The following is a 19805-nucleotide window of genomic DNA, read 5'->3' as shown; positions in this document are numbered from 1 at the left end:
CGCGTGGAGTGATCAGATAACAACAATGTGCACGGAATCGGAAAATCGGCCCGGACCGCTCGGATCTGACGGCTGTGGCCCGGACCGCTCGTCTCGGGCCGCAGCCGTCAGGCCCGGGCCGGCTCACGCCGGGGACGCGAACACCTGGGTCCACCACGGGCCGTTGTTGCCGGTCCGCACGCCCACGCCGAGCTGGGTGAACGAGCAGTTGAGGATGTTGGCCCGGTGGCCCGGGCTGTTCATCCAGGAGTTCATCACCGCGGCCGGGTCCTTCTGGCCGCGGGCGATGTTCTCGCCCCAGCTGCTCCAGCTGTAGCCGGCCACCTCGATCCGGTGGTCGGCGTGGTAGCCCTCGGGGCTGGCGTGGTCGAAGTAGTTGCGGTCGGCCATGTCGTCGCTGTGCGACTGGGCGGCATTCGTCAGCCGGGTCTCGGAGCTGACCGGCCCGCAGCCGGCCTTCGTCCGCTCGACGTTGACCAGGTCCACGACCTGCTGGGCGTACGACGGAGCCGCACCCCCGCCCGCCGGCGGAACCCCTCCCCCGCCCACCTGCGGGGGCAGGGTGGGTCGCTTGATGGAGAGCGGGAAGTCGATGACGGAACGGGCGGCGCTCGGGGGGGCCGCCCTGGGCACGGGAGTCGCCGGGCTGGCGGTCCGGGTGGCGGACGGGGAGGCCGGAGCGGTCCCGGTCGGCGCGGCCGGAGCGCTCGCCGTGGCCGCCGGGTCGGTGGCGGTGGGACCGGCCGGGGGCAGGGCGTCCGGGTTCGTCCCACCGGTGCCGGGCACCTGGATGCCGTCGTGCGTGCCCAGCTCCGCGGAGATCAGCGCGTCGGCGGCCATCGACTGGCCGGCCACGTCCCGGTCGGTCTGCTTGCCGCCGTACGCCGCGTAGCCCGCGCCGGCCAGCGCGGCGAACAGCCCGGTGCCGGCCACGGCGGCGACGACCGCGGTGACCGGCACGATCCCGCCGCGCCGACGCGCCCGCCGGCCCCGGCCGGTGTGGCGCTCCGCAGCCCGCCGCGCCGCCCGGCCGCCGGAGCGGCCGCGGGTTCCGCCCCCGCTGTCGCTGCCGACGCCGCCTCCGCTCGCCGGGAGGATGGTCGTCCTGTCGTCGCTGTTCACGTGGCCACGCTTTCTGTTCCGGGTCGACTGGTCGGGTGTCGACACATGGGAGACCTCCGGGCGGCGCGCCGATAACAGAAACTCCGAACGAATGTCCGGCGACCGGGCCTCGGCCTCAGCCGGCCGGCGCCTCCGGAGCCATGTCGTAGGTGAGGAACCTGGTCCGGGTGGCGACCTGGTCATATTTTCCACGGGCCCGGTAATTGTCCTCGGAGGTGATCCAGCGGACGGTGTTCCACCCGCGTTCCGCCGCGATTTCCCGCAGGCGGCCCAACAGCGCGTCGACCGCACCACCGCCCCGGACCTCCGGCGCCACGAACAGATCGTCCAGGAAGCACCCGACTGCCCCGTGCAGCGGTCGCGCGAACGGACGGTAGTGCGCGAGCCCGACCGGCCTACCGTCGCCGTCCCGCACCAGCAGCCCCGCCAGCTCGTGCCCCGGATCCGTCAGCCAGGACCACACCAGCTCGGCCTTCTCCTCCGGCATCGGGACCCGGTAGAACTCGCAGTACCCACGGAACAGTTCGCGCCAGGCCGGGTAGTCGGCGGCCTCGGGCGCTCCGACGCTCCAGGAGGTCGTGGGCGTGTCACTCATCTCGGTCTCCATCACTCGGAAGGCGGTGCGAGCCCTCAGCATGACGCCCCGTCGTCCGGCCGCTGATCACCTCCCCGGCCAAGACCGACCGCCCTCTGCGCCACTGCGGCGCCTTGCGCCGACGGGTCACGGGAGGGGCCGTGCCGTGGCGCCCGCACGGATCAGACGGAGGAACAGGGCCCTGTGCTCGTGCCAGGCCCGGGGGTCGGGCGAGCGCTCCTTCAGCGCGTCGGCGACGACCAGGAGCAGCCGCACGACGTCCTCGGGGGCGCGTCGGCGGCATCGCCGTCCCGAGGGCGCGGTACTGGCACACCGACACGTACGAGAAGACCGACGGCCGGCGGCAGGTGGTGTGGTCCCAGGCCACCGCGATCCGGTGGGCGGGAGGAACCCACCCGGGCCCCGGGCATCGGCGGCGAGCGGAGCCGCCGATGCCGTTCGGCGGCCTCGGGACCGACGGGGCTGCCCGCCGGAGGTCCTGCCGCGGGAGCGGGGGTCGTGGTGCGGGAGCGGGACCGGGGGCGGATGCTGAGGGCCGTGGAGGTGGTGGTGTGGCGGGCTTGCTGCGGTTGGCGTCGGTGTCCCGGGAGGTGGCGGCGGAGGCCGGACGGCGGGCGAAGACGGGGCTGCTGGCCGCTTGCCTGCGCGACCTCGGGCCGGTGGAGGGGGCGGCGGCGGTGGCCCTGCTGTCCGGGGAGTCCCAGCGGCTGCGGACCGGGATCGGTCCGGCTGCGCTGCGCGGCCTGCCGGAACCAGCGCCGGAGGCCTCGCTCGGGGTGCGGGAGGTGGAGCGGGAGCTGGAACTGATCGCGGGGGTGCACGGGGCGGGGGCCCAGGCGCAACGGCGGCGGCTGTTGCACGGGCTGTTCGCACGGGCGACCGAGGTGGAACAGGGGTTCCTGCGGGCGGTGCTGGTCGGGGACCTGCGGCAGGGGGCGCTGGACGCGGTGGTGGGGGACGCCGTGGCGCAGGCGGCCGGGGTGCCGGCGTCGGCGGTGCGGCGGGCGTTGATGTTCCGGGGGTCGGCCCGCGCGGTCGCGGAGGCCGCGCTGACCGGTGGGCAGACGGCGCTGGCGGCGTTCCGGCTCGAGGTGGGACGGGCGGTGCGGCCGATGCTCGCCGCCTCCGCGCCGGACGTGGCCGGCGCGCTGGAGCGCACCGGCCCGGCCGCGGTGGAGTGGAAGCTGGACGGCATCCGGGTGCAGGTGCACCGGGAGGGCGGGCGGGTCGCGGTGTTCACCCGCGGGCTGGACGACATCACCGCCCGCGTCCCCGAGGTGGCCGAGGCCGCACTGGCACTGCCGCTGGGTTCGGCGGTGCTGGACGGCGAGGCGATCGCGCTCGGTCCGGCCGGCCGGCCGCGCCCGTTCCAGGAGACCGCCGCACGCACCGCCTCCCGGCGGGACCCGGACCGGCTGCGCGCCGAAGTCCCGCTGCACACCTACTTCTTCGACCTGCTGCACCGGGACGGCGAGGACCTGGTCGACCGTCCGGGCCGGGAGCGCTGGGCGGCGCTGGCCGAGGCGGTGCCGGACGGCCTGCGGCCGGCCCGGGTCGAGACCGGGGACCGCGACCGGGCGCTGGCCTTCTTCCGCGAGACGCTGGCGCTCGGCCACGAGGGCGTGCTGGTGAAGGATCCGGCCGCCCCGTACGCGGCCGGGCGGCGCGGCGCGGGCTGGATCAAGGTGAAGCCCCGGCACACCCTGGACCTGGTGGTGCTGGCCGCCGAGTGGGGCAGCGGGCGGCGGCAGGGCTTCCTCAGCAACCTGCACCTGGGCGCCCGGGCCGCGGGCGAGCCGGGGCTGGGCCCGTGGGTGATGCTCGGCAAGACCTTCAAGGGCCTGACCGACGAGACGCTCGCCCGGCAGACCGTCGAACTGCTGGCCCGGGAGACCGGACGGGACGCCTGGACGGTGCGGGTCCGACCGGAACTGGTCGTCGAGATCGCCTTCGACGGGGTGCAGCGCAGCTCCCGCTATCCGGCCGGCCTCACCCTGCGGTTCGCCCGGGTGGTGCGCTACCGGCCGGACAAGAGCGCCGACGAGGCCGACACCGTCGCGACCGTCCGGGAGATCGCCTCCGCCGAGGGGCTGTGAACCCCACGGGCAGTCGGCCCGGACCGGGGCTGCGGCACGCACGCGCTTCGAGGTGACGTCGATTCAAACCTTCCCCACTGCTGGGCAGTTGACACAGGAGCCTAATCGGCCATTCTCGGCGATCCCGCCACCGCACCCTCCAGGGAAGGATCAGCGGCGGCTAGGTTGACATGGACAACGAGAGGCGGCCGCCGGGCAGCCGGCGGCGCACTGGCGAGAGGTGCCCACCATGAAGGTGAGTGTCGACCGGGACCGCTGCTGCAGCTCCGGACTGTGCGTCATGAACGTTCCCGAGGTCTTCGACCAGGACGACGACGACAGTCTGGTGAGGCTCCGTCAGATGTCGTTCCGGCCCGATCAGTTCGCCGACCTCAGACTGGCCGCCCAGCTCTGCCCGGGCGGTGCGATCACCGTGGTCGAGGACGAGCCGGCGGAGGCCGAGGCCGTCGCGGTCGACGACTGACCCCCGCCCGCCGGTCCGACCGCCGACCCCAGCGAGATCCAGCGGCCGCCACCCCAACCGCGCCCGCAACCGCAACCGCAACCGACGAACGCTCAACAAGCACGCCCCCACCGGTGAACCATCGCGACGCAAGGAGACCCCGCCTTGACTAGCTCCTCCACCGCCCCCGCCCTCGCCCTCCCGGCCCGGCACTCGGCCGGCTGTCCGTACGGCCCGCCCCCCGCGTACACCGAGGCCGCCGCCACCTCCAGCCTGACCCGCGCCACCATGCCCGGGGGCGAGTCCGTCTGGCTCGTCACCGGCTACGCCGAGGTCCGCGCCATCCTGTCCGACCGCCGGTTCAGCTCCGACGTGCGCCACCCGTCCTTCCCCCTGCTGATCGCCGGCGGCCGGGATCGGATCACCGAGAACCCGAGCTTCCTGAACCTCGACGACCCCGAGCACAACCGGCTGCGCCGCATGGTCACCGGCGACTTCCTGGTCAAGCGGATCGAGGCGATGCGCCCGGACATCCAGCGGATCACGGACGAGACGCTGGACACGATGACCGCAGGCCGCACCGGGGCCGACCTGGTCGCCGACTTCGCGCTGCCCATCCCCTCGCTGGTGATCTGCCTGCTGCTCGGCGTCCCGTACGAGGACCACGAGTTCTTCCAGCGCGTCAGCCGGGCGCTGCTCAGCCGGAGCAGCTCACCCGAGCAACTCCTGGACGCCCGGGACGAGATGCTGGAGTACCTGAAGGAGCTGACGGCCCGCAAGCGCAAGGAGCCGCAGGACGACATCCTCAGCCGTCTCGCCGTCCGCGACGACCTCACCACGCAGGAGATCGCCAGCACCGGCTTCCTGCTGCTGGTCGGCGGGCACGAGACGACCGCGAACATGATCTCGCTCTCCACCGCCCTGCTGCTGGAGCAGCCGGAGCAGATCAGCAGGCTGGCCGACCCGGCCGCGCTGCCCGGCGCGGTGGAGGAGCTGCTGCGCCACCTCACCATCATCCACACCGGGGTGGCCCGGGTCGCGCTGGAGGACGTGGAGCTGGCCGGCACGACGATCCGGGCCGACGAGGGCGTGATGGCGATGCTCTCCACCGCCAACCGGGACGCGGAGGTGTTCGGCGGCGCCGGCCGGCCGGCCGAGGAGCTGGACCTGGACCGGGACGCCCGGCGGCACCTGGCCTTCGGCTTCGGCGTGCACCAGTGCCTCGGCCAGCCGCTGGCCCGCGCCGAGCTGCAGATCGCGCTGGCCACGCTCTTCCGGCGACTGCCCGGGCTGCGGCTGACCGTCCCCCACGAGGAGCTGGAGTTCCGCACCGACGCGTTCATCTACGGCATGCGGTCACTGCCCGTCGCCTGGTGACGACCGGGTGAGGCCGGATGCGTCCGGGCGGGTCCGGGCGGGTCCGGGTGAGACCCGCGTGGCGGGTGGGTCCGGGTGAGGCCCGAATCGGGTCCGGGTGAGGCCCGCGGAGCCCCGCGGAAGCCCGCCGGGTCACCCGACTGGCCCCGGCGCCGGGGCGGAGGCAGGCTGGGAGGGCGAAGAGACACCACCGGCCCTGCCGCGCCCGCGCCCCGGCGCGCCGGGACCGGCCGAGGAGACGGAGCCCGCGATGACCGACATGAGCGACCGCTCCAAGGTGAGCACCGAGGAAGACGAGGACGTCCGCGCCGCGGACCCCGAGGAGGGAGTCCCCTCGATGCAGAACCTGCACGCTCAGGACACCTCCCAGGCGGAGGGCGCCCCCATGCTGGACGAACCCGGCCAACCCGGCTGACCGTCCGCCGTACCGACTCGACCGCCCGGTGGGACCGGGCGGTCGCCGCGACCGCAGGTGTCGCTGCTCAGGCGGCGGTCCACCCGCGGGGGAGGATAGGCGCATGACCGAACACGACCAAGGCAACCGTCAGGCCCGGCAGCCCGCGGACCCGCGCACGTCGTGGGCGACCTGGACCACCCAATCGATCATCAGCGGCCCCGGTGGAGTCACCACCACCGAGGTCGGCCCGATCTCCGGCGACCTCACCGTGCACACCACCTGGGTGGACGGCGAGGCCAGGCTGACCGTCCAGTACACCGGCGCGCTGGACTGGTACACGGTCGCAGGCAGCCCGGTACCGGCGGGCGACGAGAGCACCGCGCGGGCGATCCACCAGGCGATGGTGAACGGCGTCAAGGCCGGCCGCGGCGCGGGTGCCCCGGCGCCCCCGAAGCTCTAGGAACCCCCGGGAAGCCCGGCGGGTGGCGGAACGACGGCGCGCCCGGGACCTCTCCCGGGCGCGCCGTGCTGCTCCCGCCGTGCTGCTCCCTGGGCCCACCACGACTCCCACGGCTCCCCACGGTTACGGAGCCTTCGCGCCCTTCGGCGCCGGCGCGGCCGCGGCCCAGTAGCTGCCGTCCGCCGGGCGGCGCTCGCGCAGGTCCTGCCGCACCTCGCCGGCCAGCCGGCGGGTGTCGCGGCGGTTCATGGTCGCGCCGATGCCGGCGCCGACCAGCAGCGGCATCACCGCCGGAAGGTGCCGCAGCGAGCTGCGGGTCAGCCGGCGGCGGACCTGCTGGCGCACCTCCGAGCTGATCGCCAGCGCGGCGAAGCCGGCGGGCCGCACCAGCAGGCTCGCGTCGATCCCTCGGCGGTTGGCCCAGGCCCCGAGGTAAGCACCCGCCCGATGGGTGGCGGTGCCCTGCGCCGGGGTGCCGTAGACCTCGTGCAGCTCGGCGATCAGCTTGATCTCCACGGCCGCCACCGCGAGCGTCTCGGCGGCGATCTCCACCGGCATCGCGGGCGGCACCGGCAGCATCGCCACCGCTCCGACGCCCGCGCCGAGCGCGCTGGAGGCCCGGACGGCGCCGGCGACCAACAGGTCGGCCAGCTGCTCCGGGAAGGCCGCCTCCGGGTGCTGCGCCCGCAGGGTGGCGAGGTCGCGCACCGGGATCCGGGGAGCGGTCTGCACCAGCTGTTCGGTCAGGGCCCTGCCGCCGTACACGGCGCCCCTGGCCGCTCCCCTGGCGGCGGCCCGGCCACCGTGGCCGAGCAGCCGGGCGGTGTGCAGCACCACGGCCCGGCCGCGGCCGCGCTGCTCCGCCGCGTACTCGGCGACCGGGCCGACGGGCTGCTCGGACTCCTCGACCAGTTCGGCGAGCTGCTCGCTCAGGTCGGGCTCGGGGACCGGCCGGGAGCGGCCCGGCCTGCGGAAGACTGCCATGGGAATCCGGTGCCCCTTTCGCGACGACGGCACGGCCCGGAACGGCCTGGAACGGCCTAGTCGGCGACCTCCACCCCCCGCCAGAAGGCCACCCGGTCGCGCACGTGCTCGGCCTCGGGTTTCGGGTCGGCGTAGAACCAGGCGGCGTCCGGGTTGGTCCGCCCGTCCACCTCCAGGGTGTAGTAGCCGGCGGTGCCCTTCCAGCCGCACACCGTGGTGGTCTCCGAGGGGCGCAGGTACTCGGCGCGCACCGCCTCGGCCGGGAAGTAGTGGTTGCCCTCGACGACGACGGTGTCCGCGCTCTCGGCGATCACGACGCCCTGCCAACTCGCTGTGGTCATACGGCGATTGTGCCCGACGGCGGACAGCCTCGCCCAGGGTTCCCGGCTCCGGCCGACCGCGGTCGGGCCGGTTCAGGGCATCGGGTGGGCGTGCACCGGCACATGCGGACTCTGGTGGCCGCCGCTGGCGAGCATCCGGACCTCGCCGGCGTCGCTGATCTCGGCCCGGACGATGCCGCTCTCGTCCTCGTACACCGGATGGCCGCCCGGCCCGCTCGCATCGGTGCGGGTGACCACCACGACGTCCTGCGGGGCCTGGGTGCCCGGGGTTCCGGGGAAGGTGAGGGCGTAGCGCTCGGCGGGTTCCATCACACCTGCTCCTGCCTACCCGGCGGCCTCGGCCGGCACGGCGGCCGGCATGTGCGAACCGCGGACCTCCAGCTCCGCGAGCAGCCGGGCGGTGGCCTCCGCGACCGCCTCCACCGCGCGGTCGAAGGCCTCCCGGTTGTGCGCCGCGGGGGCGCGGAAGCCGGAGACCTTGCGGACGTACTGGAGCGCGGCGGCGTGGAAGTCCTCCTCGCCGGCGTCGGGCGTGACGGGGGGTCGCAGCGTCTTGATGTTGCGGCACATGCTCCCAGTCTCGCTCGCGGGAGCCGTGTCGGCGACTCCCTCTCGTCACGAGCACCTCACGGCGCCGTCATCCGGCCGGATTAGGATGCCCGATGAACGAATTCGTCCCACCTTCGTCCATTTCATCCCGCCGCGCGCTTCCCCGGTCCGTCGGCATCACTCCGGAGTCACCCCCTTGCCTCTCGCGCTGCTCGCGCTGGCCGTCACCGCGTTCGCCATCGGAACCACCGAATTCGCCGCCATGGGGCTGCTCCCCCAGGTCGCCGACAGTCTCCACGTCTCCATCCCGCAGGCGGGCTGGCTGATCTCGGCGTACGCGCTGGGGGTGGTGGTCGGTGCGCCGCTGCTGACCGCGCTGGCCGCCGGCCGGCCGCGCAAGGCGGTGCTGGTGGCGCTCGCCGGGCTGTTCGCGACCGGCAACCTGCTGTGCGCGGTGGCCCCGGACTTCTGGACCCTGGCCGCCGCCCGGCTGATCACCGGGCTGCCGCACGGCGCCTTCTTCGGGGCGGGCGCGGTGGCGGCGGCCGAACTGGTCGCGCCGGACCGGCGGGCCCGGGCGGTGGCCGTGATGTTCTCCGGCCTGACCGTCGCCAACATCGTCGGCGTCCCGGCCGCGACCCTGCTCGGCCAGCACCTGGGCTGGCGGGCGACCATGCTGGTGGTCGTGCTGATCGCGGCCGCCGGGACGGTCGCCATCGCCCGGCTGGTGCCCGCGCTGCCCTCCCCCGGCCAGTCCGGGCTCGGGCACGAGCTGCGGGCCTTCCGCAGCGGGCAGCTCTGGCTGGCGCTGGCCACCGTGGTGTTCGGCTGCGGCGGCTTCTTCGCCTGCTACAGCTACATCGCCCCCCTGCTCACGAACGTCTCCGGGTACGCCACCGGCTCGGTGACCCTGGTGCTGGCGCTGTTCGGGGTCGGCATGACGATCGGCAACGTGCTGGGCGGGTACGCCGCCGACCGGGCGCTGCGCCCCACCGTGTGCGCGGCCTTCGTCCTGCTCTCCGCCACCCTCGCGCTGTTCGCCGTGACGGCGCACGCCCGCTGGTCGGCGGCGGTCACGGTGGTGCTGATCGGGCTGTTCGGCTTCGCGATCGTGCCGGCCGTGCAGACCCTGGTGCTCCGGAAGGCGCGCAGCGCGCCGACCCTCGCCTCGGCGACCGTCCAGGGCGCCTTCAACCTGGCCAACGCCCAGGGCGCGTACTTCGGCGGACTGGCGCTGGACGCCGGACTCGGCTGGACCGCGCCGACGCTGGTCGGCGCGGGGCTGGCCGCCACGGGGACGGTGATCGCGGTGCTCGCCTGGACGGTCGACCGGCGCCGGCCCGACCCGGTGGCGACGGAACCGGCGGCGGGACCGGCGACGCACCCGGCGGCGGAAGCGACGGCCGCGATGGTCACCGCCTAGCTAGACGGGCCGTATGTCCCGGTGGGCGTCGGCGAGCAGCTGGTAGCCGGCGCCGTTGGACGTGATGCCCGCCCTCTCCTCCTCGGTCAGCTCCCGGCGGACCTTGGCCGGGACGCCGGCGACCAGCGAGCCGGGCGGCACGACCATGCCCTGCGGCACCACCGCGCCGGCCGCGACCAGCGAGCCGGTGCCGATCCGGGCGCCGTTGAGCACGGTGGCGTTCATGCCCACCAGCACGTCGTCCTCGACGGTGCAGCCGTGCAGCACGGCGTTGTGGCCGACCGAGATCCGCTCGCCGACCACCAGCGGGAAGCCGGGGTCGGCGTGCAGGGTGCAGTTGTCCTGGATGTTGCTGCCCGCGCCGACGCTGATCGACTCGGCGTCGCCGCGCAGCACCGCGCCGTACCAGATGCCGGCGCCGGCGGCGACGGTCACGTCCCCGACCACGACGGCGTTCGGCGCCACGAAGGCGCCCGGGTCGACGGCGGGCACCCGGCCCCCGACTGCGGCGATCAGCGGCTCTGCCATGTCTCGTCCTCCTGGTGACGGTGGGCCGTCGGCTCGCCGTCAGCGTAGGGGGTCGGTCACGGCGCCGTGCGGGCGAGGTCGGGTACGGCGGTTCCGGGCCGGGGCCCGCAGAGGGCGGTGACGGTCACCTTGTCCCAGGCCGCCCGGGCGGCGGCCTCGTCCGGGACGTCGTAGACGGTGGCGTCGGCGGCGTACTGCCGTGCCCCGTCCGGGGAGGACAGCATCATCGTGCTGTAGCCGGGGTTGCCGCCGGCGTGGCCCCGGAAGGGGCCGCACGGGGTGTCCAGGCGCTGGAGGCCGAGGCCGTAACTCCGGCCCTCGCCGTGGGTGGTGGTCTCCTTCATCGCGGCGAGTTCGGCGGGGCGCAGCAGGTGGCCGCCGAGCAGGGCGCGGAGGGTGGCCGCGACGGCGGCGCGCAGGGCCGGCCGGCGGCGTGCGGTGGTCGGGGCGGTACGGTCGACGGTCATGCCGTCCTCCTGGTCCGGGGAGGGAGGAGATCGTCAACTCCCCTGTACACCCGGTCACTTGACACCATTCCCGACACCGGCCGCGCGGTCGTCCCCCTCCGGGCGGGCGGCGGACCCCTACGGATCCCGGAGCCGTACACCGAGACGGCTCGGGGTACGGCTCCGGGGACGGGCCCGGTACGCCCGGTCAGCTCAGCGGCGCCTTGGTGCGCAGGACCTCGACGAAGGCGCGCAGCCACGCCGGGTGGTCGGGCCAGGCGCGGGCCGAGACGACCGTGCCGTCCACCACGGCCTCGCCGTCCACGAACTCGGCGCCCGCCGCCTTCACGTCCGGGGCCAGCGCCGGGTAGGCGGAGGTGCGGCGGCCGTCCAGCACGCCGGCGGCGGCGGTGATCAGCGGGCCGTGGCAGATCTGGGCGACGGGCTTGTCCTCGGCGAAGAAGTGCTGCGCGATCCGCTGCACGTCCGGGTCGTTGCGCAGGTACTCGGGGGCGCGGCCGCCGGGGATGACCAGGGCCACGTAGTCGGCCGGGTCGACGTCGGCGAGGGCCACGTCGGCGGGCCAGGTGTAGCCGGGCTTCTCGGTGTAGGTGTCGAACCCCTCGACGAAGTCGTGCACCACGAACTGGAGGCGCTTCTTCGTCGGGGCCGCGATGTCGACCTGGTAGCCCTCCTCGCGCAGCCGCTGGTACGGGTAGAACACCTCCAGTGACTCGGCGGCGTCCCCGGTGACGAGCAGGATCTTCGATGTCATCGCCGACATCCCTCCACGTGGTCGAGCCTCAGGTCGGGTACGGGCGCCGGGCCGTGGCGGCCGGCCCGGGCCCGGTCCAACCTCCCGTACCGAGGTCACCGTTGGCAACGGGGCGCACCGAGCGCACAACGGCGCACACGGACGTGCGCGCGCCGGTTGTGAGGGGTGCACGACGGTCGGACGCCCGGCTGCGGGGGCCGGCGGCCCGCGTCCTAGACTCCTGCTGCCCACGACCGTCCTTCCCGCGGAGGAGCCCATGACCGACCCCACCACCTACCTCGTCCTCCCCGGCTACCAGAATTCCGGCCCCGAGCACTGGCAGACCCGCTGGGAGGCGGCCGAGCCGGAGTCCTTCCGCCGGGTCGGGCAGGCGGACTGGGACCACCCGGAGCGGCCGGACTGGGTGGCCCGGGTGGACGCGGCGGTGGCCGCGGCCGCCGCCGAGGGCCCGGTGGTGCTGGTCGCCCACAGCCTGGGCTGCGTCACGGCGGCCCACTGGGTGGCCACCGCCTCCGCCGAGCGGACCGCCGCCGTCCGGGGCGCGCTGCTGGTGGCCCCGGCGGACGTCGACACCGCCGAGGTCCCGGAGCTGGTGGACTTCCGTCCGGTGGCGCTGGAGCCCTTCCCGTTCCCGGCCGTGGTGGTCTCCTCGACCGACGACCCGTGGGTCTCCCCCGAGCGCGCCCGCGCATTTGCCACCGCCTGGGGCGCCCGGTACGTCGAACCGGGCGCGTACGGGCACCTCAACTCCGACTCCGGACTGGGCGACTGGCCGGAGGGCCGGAAGCTGCTCGCCGAGCTGTGACCGCGGCAACGGGGGCGGAGCAACGACGGGCGGGGGAACGATGGACCGGGGGACGATGGACCGGGGGACGATGGACCGGGGGACGATGGGCCGGGGGACGATGAGCCGACGGACGTCCCGGGCCAGGCGCGTCCTGGTCCGGCTGCTGGCGGTCGGCGGGCTGGCCGCCGTCCTGCTCTACACCGAGGGGCAGTGGGAGAGCCGCTCGGGCGGGCGGATGCTGGTGGCCGACCTGTTCAACCGGCCGGAGCTGCTGCTCGGCGGCGCGCTGGCGGCGCTGATCGCGGCCGCCTGGCTGGGCGACCTGCGCACTGCGGTGCGGACGGCCACCCGGGCCGTCACGGTGACCGCCGGGGTGGTGTTCCTGCTCGGGGTGGTGGCCGCGCACAAGGTGTCGGCGGCCGAGACCCGCAGCCGGGAGGACGCCCCGGCCGGCGCCGAGTGCGCCCTGGTGGTGGTGCACCGCTCGTACGCCACCGGGCCGGAGTCCGGGGAGCACTGGCAGGTGCTGCTGGAGAGCGGCGAGGGCTGGTCGGCCCGGCGCTGGTCGCTGGCCGACATCGGCCGGGGCGACGGCGAAGCCCGGCTGGTGGAGGCGAGCTGGACCGGTCGCTCGCAGATCACCGTCGTCACCGACTCCTACCGGCGGGTGTTCAACCTCGACCAGGACAGCGGCGAGCCGGTACTCGCGAGGTAGGGCGGACCGGCCCGGGCCCGTCGACACCGGACACCCCGGTGCCACGGCCCAGGCGTCACGGCCCAGGCGTCACCCCCCGGTGTCACTGCTCCGGCGTCACGACCCCGGCGTCGCCGCTGTCCGCCATGTGCGCGATCATCTGTTCCCGCACCCGGTCGAGGTGGCGGGCCATCACCTCGGCGGCGCGGTCGGCACGGCCTTCGGCGATGGCCTCCGCGAGCTCCTCGTGGTCGGCCATCGAGGCCTCGGTGTGCGAGGTCGGCACGTTGTGCAGGCTGCGGAGCACGGTGATCTGCTGGTGCACGCGCTCCACCTGTTCGGCGATGCGGGGGCTGCGGGCCGCGTCGAGCAGTGCGCGGTGGAAGTCGAGGCTGCTGCGGTGGGCGAACCGGCGACCCCCGGCCATCAGCTTCCTCGACCGGTCGCACGCCCGGCGCAGCGCCGTGACGTCCTTGCGGTCGCGCCGCCCGGCGGCCAGGCGCGCGGCGGCGGTCTCCAGCGCGGACCGCAGCTCGAACAGCGCCTCGACCTCCGCCACGCCGGCCTCGAAGACGACGGCACCCTTGTTGGGCACGTGCACCAGCAGGCCCTCGCTGACGAGCTGCCGGATGGCCTCGCGCAGGGGCCCTCTGCTGACACCCAGCTCCCGGGCGACCTCCACCTCGTTGATCCGGGTTCCGGACGGGATCTCGCCGGTGAGGATGCGCTCGCGGAGCGCGCCGACGAGCTGGCCCGCCAGGCCGCGCCGGAGGGTCTCTGACATGGGTGGTGTCCGTCCGTTCGGGACTGGCCGTTCCGTCGTCCGGCCAGGTGAGGGGGTGTGCCCGGGGCGACGGCCGCGACGCCGGGGGGGCGGCGGACGACGGTGGACAGGGCCTGACCCGAGTATGTCAGCACCCGGCCGCGGCATCGGCGCAGACAGGGTTAGAGTGATAACTGTTGACACTTTGGGTCGTCCCTCGGGCCGTCGGGCCGAGGAGATTCGGCCGTGGGGCCGAGGAGAGGGGAATGCGCCGTGCACGCGATGGTGGCGGAGGTGTGGCGAGGTGACTTCCTGGAGTCGGTGCACCACGGGACGGTCCTCGCGACCGGGCCGGACGGGCGGACCGTCCTGAGCGTCGGCGAGACCGACCGCCCGATGTACCCCCGGTCGTCCAACAAGCCGCTCCAGGCCCTCGGCATGCTGCGGGCCGGGCTCGGCCTGGACGGCGAACTGCTGGCCCTGGCCTGCGCCAGCCACTCCGGCGAGGCCTTCCACCTCGGGGGCGTACGCGCGATCCTCTCCGGTGCCGGCCTCGACGCCCGCGCACTGCGCTGCACGGCCGCGCTGCCCATCGGGGACGCCGCGCTGCGGGACCACCTGGCGGCCGGCGGCGGTCCCACTCCGCTGACGATGAACTGCTCGGGCAAGCACGCCGCGATGCTCGCGACCTGTGTCGCCAACGGCTGGGACACGGCCACCTACCTCGACCCCCGCCATCCCCTGCAGCGGGCCCTGCGCGAGACCGTCGAGGACCTGGCGGGCGAGAAGGTCGCCGCGACCGGCGTGGACGGCTGCGGGGCGCCGCTGTTCGCCATCGGCTACCGCGGCCTGGCCCGGGCCTTCGCCACCCTGGCGACGGGCCCGGCCGGTTCGCTGGAACGGCGGGTCGCCCGGGCGATGAACGAGCACGCCGAATACGTCGGCGGGACCGGTCGGGACGTGACCCGCCTGATGCGCGCCCTCCCCGGCTCGGTCGCCAAGGACGGCGCGGAAGGGGTCTACGCCCTGGCGCTCCCCGACGGCTCCTCCGTCGCGCTCAAGATCGCGGACGGCTCCACCCGGGCCCGCCCCGTGGTCCTGGTCGCCGCGCTTCGGCGGCTCGGCGTCCCGGTGGACACCGACGACACCCTCACCGAACTGGCCACCGTCCCCGTCCTCGGGCACGGCGAACCGGTCGGCGCGGTGCGCCCGGCCCCGGCGCTCCTCGCCGACCGCTGACCTGCGTCGACCCCGCCCTCGGACCCGCCCTCGAACCCGTGCGTGTCCCCGCCCGCCGACGCGCCGCGGCCCCGCACGGGCAGCCGTACCCGTGCGGGGCCGGGCGGTTCGCCGGTCCTCAGGCGGTCACTGGCCCTCGGGGTCGGTGGCGCCGGGCGGGACGGAGGGCCCGGTGCGGCCGGGGGCCGGGTTGACGCCGCGCGGCTTGCCGCCGGTGGCGGGGGCGCCGGTGCAGGTGGCCGGGCCCGGCGAGCCGCCGGGGGTGGTGCAGTTGGTGTCCCGCCGCACCGGGTCCGGGATGTAGACGGTGGTGAAGTCCTTCTCCGGCATGTTCCGCACCGCGTCGCTCATCGCCTGCTGCCAGATCGGGCCGGGGCCGGTGGCGCCGAAGACCTCGGCCTGGTACTTGCCGCCGATCCGGATGTTGCGCATCGGCACCTTGGTGCCGGGGCTGCCCAGCCAGACCGAGCCCGCCAGGTTGCCGGTGTAGCCGGTGAACCAGGCGGACTTCTTCTCGTCCGTCGTCCCGGTCTTGCCGGCGATCTGACGGCGGTCGTCCAGGCCGAGGTCCCGCGCGGTGCCGCCCTTCTCGGTCACCCCGAGCAGCACGCTGTTGATCACGTCGGCGGTGTCCTCGGACATCGCCTGGCTGCACCGCGCCGGGGGCACCGGGACGTCCGCGCCGTCCACCGTGGTGATCCGGTTGATCGCCATCGGCGCGCAGTAGGTGCCCCGGGCGGCGAAGGTCGCGTACACGTTGGCCATGGTCAGCGGGCTGACCTCCTGGGTGCCGAGGCCGAGCGCGGGCACCTCCTGCAGCGCCGAGCCGTCCGCCTTGCCCTCCATGCCCAGCTTGTTGGCCATCTGCTTGACCGCGCAGAGGCCGATCTCCTGCTCCATCTGCACGAAGTAGGTGTTCACGGAGAGCGCCATGGCCTGCTTGAGCTCGTACGGGCCGACCTCGGAGGCGCTCTCGTTGGGGATGGTCCCCTCCTTCTTCCCCTTGCTGAGGTTCTTCCAGGTGCCGTCGCAGGTCCTCATCGTCGGCCAGTCCATCCGGTTGGGCGAGTCGTACCGCTGGGTGGGCGGCAGACCGGCCTCCAGGGCGGCCGCGGCCACGATCGGCTTGAAGTTGGAGCCGGGCTGGAAGCCGATGCCGCCGCCCATCGCCGCGTCCACGTTGTAGTTGACGACGGTCTCGTTCTTCTCCTTGGCCAGGCCGTACGGGCGGGTCTGCGCCATCGCCAGGATCTTGCCGCTGCCGGGCTCGACCATCGTCATCGCGGCCGAGACCGGGTCGGTGACGTACACCTTGGTGGAGACGGCGTTCTGGGCGGCGGCCTGCTTGTCCGGGTCCAGCGTGGTGTAGATGTTCAGGCCGCCGGTGTCCCACAGCTTCTTGCGCTCGGCCGCGCTCTTGCCGAACACCGGCTCCTGCTTGACCACGTGCCGGACGTAGTCGCAGAAGAAGCCCATACCGGCCTGGGCGGTGATGCAGCCGTTGCGCGGGTCCTTGTAGGCGAGGCCGAGCGGGGCGGCCTTCGCCTCCCGGGCCTGGTCCGCGGTGATGTGCTTGCTCTCCACCATCTTGTCGATGACGGTGTCGCGGCGCTTCTGGGCGGCCACCGGGTGCAGCTTCGGGTCGTACTGGGACGGGTTCTGCACCAGCCCGGCGAGCATCGCCGCCTCGGGCAGGCTGAGGTCCTTGGCGTCCTTGCTGAAGTAGCGCTGGGAGGCGGCCTGGATGCCGTACGCCTGGTGGCCGTAGAAGGTGATGTTGAGGTAGTTGGTGAGGATCTGGTCCTTGGTCAGGTCCTCCTCCAGCTTGATGGCGTACCGGAGTTCCTGGATCTTGCGGCCGAGGGTCTTGCGCTGGGCCTCGCGCACCGCCTCCAGGTCGTCCCCGGCCTTCTCCACGTTGACGTTCTTCACGTACTGCTGGGTCAGCGTGGAGGCGCCCTGGACGGCGGCTCCGCTCTCCGCGTTCTTGGTGATCGCGCGCAGGATGCCCTTGAGGTCGACGGCGCCGTGCTCGTAGAAGCGGGCGTCCTCGATGTCGACCTGCGCGGTGCGGATCAGCGGGGACATCTGGTCGGCGGGGATGACGGTCCGGTCGCGCTCGTACACCTTGGCGATCAGGCCGCCCTTGGCGTCGAAGATCTGCGTCGCCTGGGTCAGCGGCGGGGTCATGAAGTCGTCGGGGATGCTCTCGAAGCCCTCGGCGCCGTTCTTCGCCCCGAGTCCGACCGCCCCGGCCGCCGGGAGGATCAGGCCCGCCAGCAGGACGCCGCCCAGGACGCTGGCGCCGAGGAAGGTGGCCGCGTGGCCCAGGATGCCGATCGGGGTCGCGCGGCGCCTCGGGCGCGGCACCCAGGTGTCGCCCGGGTCCGAGGCGGCGGGTATGCGGCTCTTCGGTGACATAGATCGAACATTACGGCCGTCACCAGGCCCTGGGAGGCCGGTGCTGGTGAAGGATTGTCACAAAATCGCGACGGATTCGACTCATTCCCGAGGGTCGAACGGGCGTGCGCGCGGAGACAAGGGCCGTTCGTCTACGGCTGGTCGCCCCGCGCGCCCGCCTCCTGCGGCGCTCGGGCCGCGACGCCCGCGCCGGATCAGCCGCTCAGCCGCTCAGCCGCTCAGCCGCTCAGCCGCTCAGCCCGCCGGGCAGAAGACGTCCCGGGCCGGGCGGTGGCCGCTCACCAGGTAGTCCGTCACCACCCGGTCGCCGCAGGCGTTCCCGTTGGCCCCGTAGACGCCGTGGCCGCCCGAGTCCACCGTCACCATCCGCGCCCGGTCCCCGAAGGCCGCCCGCAGCTTGAGCGCACCGGCGTACGGCGTCGCGGGGTCGCGCAGGTTCTGCGTGAGCAGCACGTTGGCCGGGCCGCGGTCGGTGACCCGCACCGGCGGCTCGGCGGGCGCGAACGGCCAGAAGGCACAGGGCATCACGTTCACCGGCAGGCCGGCGGTGAGCGGACGGGCGGCCCGGTTCTCGGCGACGGCCTTGGTGTAGCCGGCCGGGTCGGTGGGCCACCGGACGTCGTTGCAGAGGGTGCCGACCGAGACCGCGGCGTTGTTCTGCACGGCCTGCGCGGCCTGTTCGCTCAGCACCGGCGCCGCCGGCAGCTCGGCCCGGCCCAGACCGGCCAGCATCAGCCGTGCGAGCTCCGGGAACCTGCTGTCCGCGTACATGGTCTCCAACAGGGTCTCGCGCAGCACGTTGCCGTTCAGCTCCGCCGGGTTGGCGCCCTCCCAGGGGATCGGGGCCCGGTCGAGGCGGGCGGCGAGGTCGAGGAAGAGCGGCCGGACCTCCTCGGGGGTGTCCGCGACCCGGTTCGGGTTGTCCGGAGCGGACGCCCACCTGGCGAAGTCCGGGAAGCGGTCCTCGATGCCCCGGCCGTAGGCCTCCAGCCAGCCGCGCCCGACCCGCGCCGGATCCGGGTCGTCGTTGCTGTCCAGCACGATCCGGTCGGTCCGCTCGGGGAACATGGTGGCGTAGGCGGCGCCCGCGTAGGTGCCGTACGAGACGCCCCAGAGGGAGAGGCGGCGCTCGCCGAGGGCGCGGCGGATGCTGTCGATGTCGCGGGCCTCGTTGCGGGTGGAGATGCTGCGCAGCACCGGGCCGCCGTTGCGGGCGCAGGTCTCGGCGACGCGGCGGGCGGTGGCCAGGTTCCCGTCGATCGAGCCGTCGGCGGCCGGCCAGGGACGCAGCTTGACCATCGACAGGTCGGCCGGGTCGAGCCCGCAGCTGACCGGAGTGGAGCGGCCGACGCCGCGCGGGTCGAAGCCGACCACGTCGTAGTGGTCCCGGACGGGCTGCGGCAGGCGTCCGGCCATGCCGTGGACGAGGTCGAGACTGGAGCCGCCCGGCCCACCGGGGACGGCCAGCAGGACGCCGCGGCGCCGGCCGGGTTCGGCGGCGGCGATCCGGGAGACGGCGAGGGTGATGCGGGGGCCGTTCGGGTCGGCGTAGTCCAGCGGGACGCTGACCTCGGCGCACCGCTGGGGGCTGTCGTCCAGGGTGCCGGCACAGGCCTCCCAGCTCAGGCCGTCCCTCCCGGACGGCACGGCGTCGGCCGCACCGGCGGGCAGGGCGCTCAGCGCGGTGACGGCGAGGGCGGCGGCCGCGGTGGCCGCGGCGGTGATGGTGCGGGTGGGCTTCGTCATGCCCAAGAGTCTGCTGTGGCAGGGCACTTGGGCCCATCCGGACAGCAGGCCGGTCCGGGGTGGGGAAATCCCCCGGGTCGCGGTGGAGACCGCCGCCGGTCGCGGCCTCCAGCCGTGGGGAGCGGGGGTGGTGGAGCGGAGCCGGTCCGTTCAGAGGCCGAGCAGGTCCGGGTCGGTGGCCAGCGCGCGCAGCGGCTCGCGCGGGTCGGCGACCAGCCTGCGCTCCGTCAGGTCCAGGATGCCGCCGACCCCGGTGATCTCGGCGGCCAGCACGCCGTCCTCGCGGACCAGCCGCTGCACCAGCTGGAAGGTCTTGCCGTCCCGCCAGGTGAAGGAGCAGCCGACCTCCACCGAGTCGCCCGCGCGCAGCTCCCGCAGGTACTTGACCGTGGTCTCCAGGACCACCGGGCCGACCCCCTCGGCCACCAGGTCCGCCTGGCGGATCCCGGCCGCCCGCAGGTACTCCCAGCGGGCGTGCTCGGCGTACTGGAGGTAGACGGCCTGGTTGAGGTGGCCCTGGGAGTCGGTCTCGTACCCGCGGACGGTGATGCGTGTGGTGAAATCCTGGTCACTCATGCCCCCGCACGGTACTCCGGCCGCGGGCGCCCCACCTCGTGTCC

At 74.4% G+C, this 19805-nt stretch carries 23 protein-coding genes; 9 read left to right on the top strand and 14 right to left on the bottom strand.

From position 1 onward, the window contains the following. Positions 1-123 precede the first annotated feature (123 nt). The 3 genes from ABZ449_RS13025 to ABZ449_RS13015 form a co-directional block, all read right to left on the bottom strand. Positions 124-1122: a CAP domain-containing protein gene (locus ABZ449_RS13025; RefSeq protein WP_360344787.1), complete on the bottom strand. Its 999-nt coding sequence runs from the start codon at positions 1120-1122 to the stop codon at positions 124-126. A 115-nt stretch (positions 1123-1237) separates the two neighbouring features. Further along, positions 1238-1717, bottom strand: a complete 480-nt coding sequence (locus tag ABZ449_RS13020) for a GNAT family N-acetyltransferase (protein ID WP_360344785.1) — start codon at positions 1715-1717, stop codon at positions 1238-1240. A gap of 126 nt (positions 1718-1843) precedes the next feature. Then, a complete protein-coding gene (locus tag ABZ449_RS13015; RefSeq protein WP_360344783.1) occupies positions 1844-1972 on the bottom strand; it encodes a hypothetical protein in 129 nt (42 codons plus the stop codon). Positions 1973-2268: 296 nt separating this feature from the next. On the opposite strand from ABZ449_RS13015, the gene ABZ449_RS13010 reads away from it, so the two are divergent. The 5 genes from ABZ449_RS13010 to ABZ449_RS12990 all read left to right on the top strand — a co-directional run bounded on the left by ABZ449_RS13010 (position 2269) and on the right by ABZ449_RS12990 (position 6489). Continuing rightward, complete coding sequence (locus ABZ449_RS13010; RefSeq protein ID WP_360344781.1) at positions 2269-3813, top strand: ATP-dependent DNA ligase; 1545 nt, start codon at positions 2269-2271, stop codon at positions 3811-3813. A 229-nt stretch (positions 3814-4042) separates the two neighbouring features. Next, positions 4043-4276 carry a ferredoxin gene (locus ABZ449_RS13005; protein ID WP_360344779.1) on the top strand — a complete coding sequence of 78 codons (234 nt, stop codon included), beginning with the start codon at positions 4043-4045 and terminating at the stop codon, positions 4274-4276. A gap of 144 nt (positions 4277-4420) precedes the next feature. Beyond that, positions 4421-5632: a cytochrome P450 gene (locus ABZ449_RS13000; protein ID WP_360344777.1), complete on the top strand. Its 1212-nt coding sequence runs from the start codon at positions 4421-4423 to the stop codon at positions 5630-5632. Between the two features lie 250 nt (positions 5633-5882). Beyond that, positions 5883-6047, top strand: coding sequence for a hypothetical protein (locus ABZ449_RS12995; protein ID WP_360344775.1), 165 nt, complete (start codon positions 5883-5885; stop codon positions 6045-6047). Between the two features lie 103 nt (positions 6048-6150). Next, entirely contained in the window at positions 6151-6489 is a 339-nt protein-coding gene (locus ABZ449_RS12990) for a hypothetical protein (protein ID WP_360344773.1), read from the top strand. A gap of 123 nt (positions 6490-6612) precedes the next feature. Here the strand turns inward: ABZ449_RS12990 and ABZ449_RS12985 are convergent, their stop codons facing one another. From ABZ449_RS12985 to ABZ449_RS12970, 4 genes are all read right to left on the bottom strand, one after another. Then, complete coding sequence (locus ABZ449_RS12985; protein WP_360344771.1) at positions 6613-7473, bottom strand: hypothetical protein; 861 nt, start codon at positions 7471-7473, stop codon at positions 6613-6615. Positions 7474-7529: 56 nt separating this feature from the next. Then, positions 7530-7814, bottom strand: coding sequence for a DUF427 domain-containing protein (locus tag ABZ449_RS12980; protein WP_360344769.1), 285 nt, complete (start codon positions 7812-7814; stop codon positions 7530-7532). Positions 7815-7886: 72 nt separating this feature from the next. After that, entirely contained in the window at positions 7887-8123 is a 237-nt protein-coding gene (locus tag ABZ449_RS12975; protein ID WP_360344767.1) for a DUF6296 family protein, read from the bottom strand. Positions 8124-8138: 15 nt separating this feature from the next. Then, on the bottom strand, positions 8139-8384 hold the full coding sequence (locus ABZ449_RS12970; protein WP_360344765.1) for a DUF2277 domain-containing protein: 246 nt from the start codon (positions 8382-8384) through the stop codon (positions 8139-8141). 175 nt (positions 8385-8559) lie between these two features. Here ABZ449_RS12970 and ABZ449_RS12965 point away from each other — a divergent pair, with 175 nt between their 5' ends. Next, a complete protein-coding gene (locus ABZ449_RS12965; protein WP_360344763.1) occupies positions 8560-9786 on the top strand; it encodes an MFS transporter in 1227 nt (408 codons plus the stop codon). Here ABZ449_RS12965 and ABZ449_RS12960 read toward each other — a convergent pair whose 3' ends face one another. The 3 genes from ABZ449_RS12960 to ABZ449_RS12950 form a co-directional block, all read right to left on the bottom strand. Beyond that, the gene (locus ABZ449_RS12960; protein WP_360344761.1) at positions 9787-10314 is read right to left on the bottom strand and encodes a gamma carbonic anhydrase family protein; all 528 of its coding nucleotides are present in this window, start codon (positions 10312-10314) and stop codon (positions 9787-9789) included. A gap of 56 nt (positions 10315-10370) precedes the next feature. Continuing rightward, positions 10371-10781, bottom strand: coding sequence for a hypothetical protein (locus ABZ449_RS12955; protein ID WP_360344759.1), 411 nt, complete (start codon positions 10779-10781; stop codon positions 10371-10373). 187 nt (positions 10782-10968) lie between these two features. Continuing rightward, the gene (locus tag ABZ449_RS12950; protein ID WP_360344757.1) at positions 10969-11535 is read right to left on the bottom strand and encodes a DJ-1/PfpI family protein; all 567 of its coding nucleotides are present in this window, start codon (positions 11533-11535) and stop codon (positions 10969-10971) included. Positions 11536-11791: 256 nt separating this feature from the next. Here ABZ449_RS12950 and ABZ449_RS12945 point away from each other — a divergent pair, with 256 nt between their 5' ends. Then, positions 11792-12340 (top strand): alpha/beta fold hydrolase, encoded by a 549-nt coding sequence (locus tag ABZ449_RS12945; protein ID WP_360344755.1) that lies wholly within the window; start codon positions 11792-11794, stop codon positions 12338-12340. Positions 12341-12440: 100 nt separating this feature from the next. Next, positions 12441-13037: a hypothetical protein gene (locus tag ABZ449_RS12940; RefSeq protein ID WP_360344753.1), complete on the top strand. Its 597-nt coding sequence runs from the start codon at positions 12441-12443 to the stop codon at positions 13035-13037. Positions 13038-13119: 82 nt separating this feature from the next. Here the strand turns inward: ABZ449_RS12940 and ABZ449_RS12935 are convergent, their stop codons facing one another. Next, positions 13120-13800 carry a GntR family transcriptional regulator gene (locus tag ABZ449_RS12935; RefSeq protein WP_360344751.1) on the bottom strand — a complete coding sequence of 227 codons (681 nt, stop codon included), beginning with the start codon at positions 13798-13800 and terminating at the stop codon, positions 13120-13122. A gap of 261 nt (positions 13801-14061) precedes the next feature. On the opposite strand from ABZ449_RS12935, the gene ABZ449_RS12930 reads away from it, so the two are divergent. Then, entirely contained in the window at positions 14062-15018 is a 957-nt protein-coding gene (locus ABZ449_RS12930; protein ID WP_360344873.1) for an asparaginase, read from the top strand. 126 nt (positions 15019-15144) lie between these two features. Here ABZ449_RS12930 and ABZ449_RS12925 read toward each other — a convergent pair whose 3' ends face one another. From ABZ449_RS12925 to ABZ449_RS12915, 3 genes are all read right to left on the bottom strand, one after another. Then, positions 15145-17439 (bottom strand): transglycosylase domain-containing protein, encoded by a 2295-nt coding sequence (locus ABZ449_RS12925; protein ID WP_360344749.1) that lies wholly within the window; start codon positions 17437-17439, stop codon positions 15145-15147. Between the two features lie 234 nt (positions 17440-17673). After that, the gene (locus ABZ449_RS12920; RefSeq protein WP_360344747.1) at positions 17674-19185 is read right to left on the bottom strand and encodes an alpha/beta hydrolase; all 1512 of its coding nucleotides are present in this window, start codon (positions 19183-19185) and stop codon (positions 17674-17676) included. A gap of 150 nt (positions 19186-19335) precedes the next feature. Further along, the gene (locus ABZ449_RS12915; protein ID WP_360344745.1) at positions 19336-19761 is read right to left on the bottom strand and encodes a thioesterase family protein; all 426 of its coding nucleotides are present in this window, start codon (positions 19759-19761) and stop codon (positions 19336-19338) included. Positions 19762-19805 lie beyond the last annotated feature (44 nt).

The organism is Kitasatospora sp. NPDC005856 (assembly GCF_040629945.1).
Classification (GTDB): Bacteria; Actinomycetota; Actinomycetes; order Streptomycetales; family Streptomycetaceae; genus Kitasatospora.
Note: the sequence above shows the minus strand (reverse complement) of the source record. Positions and strands in the feature narration are given on the sequence as shown.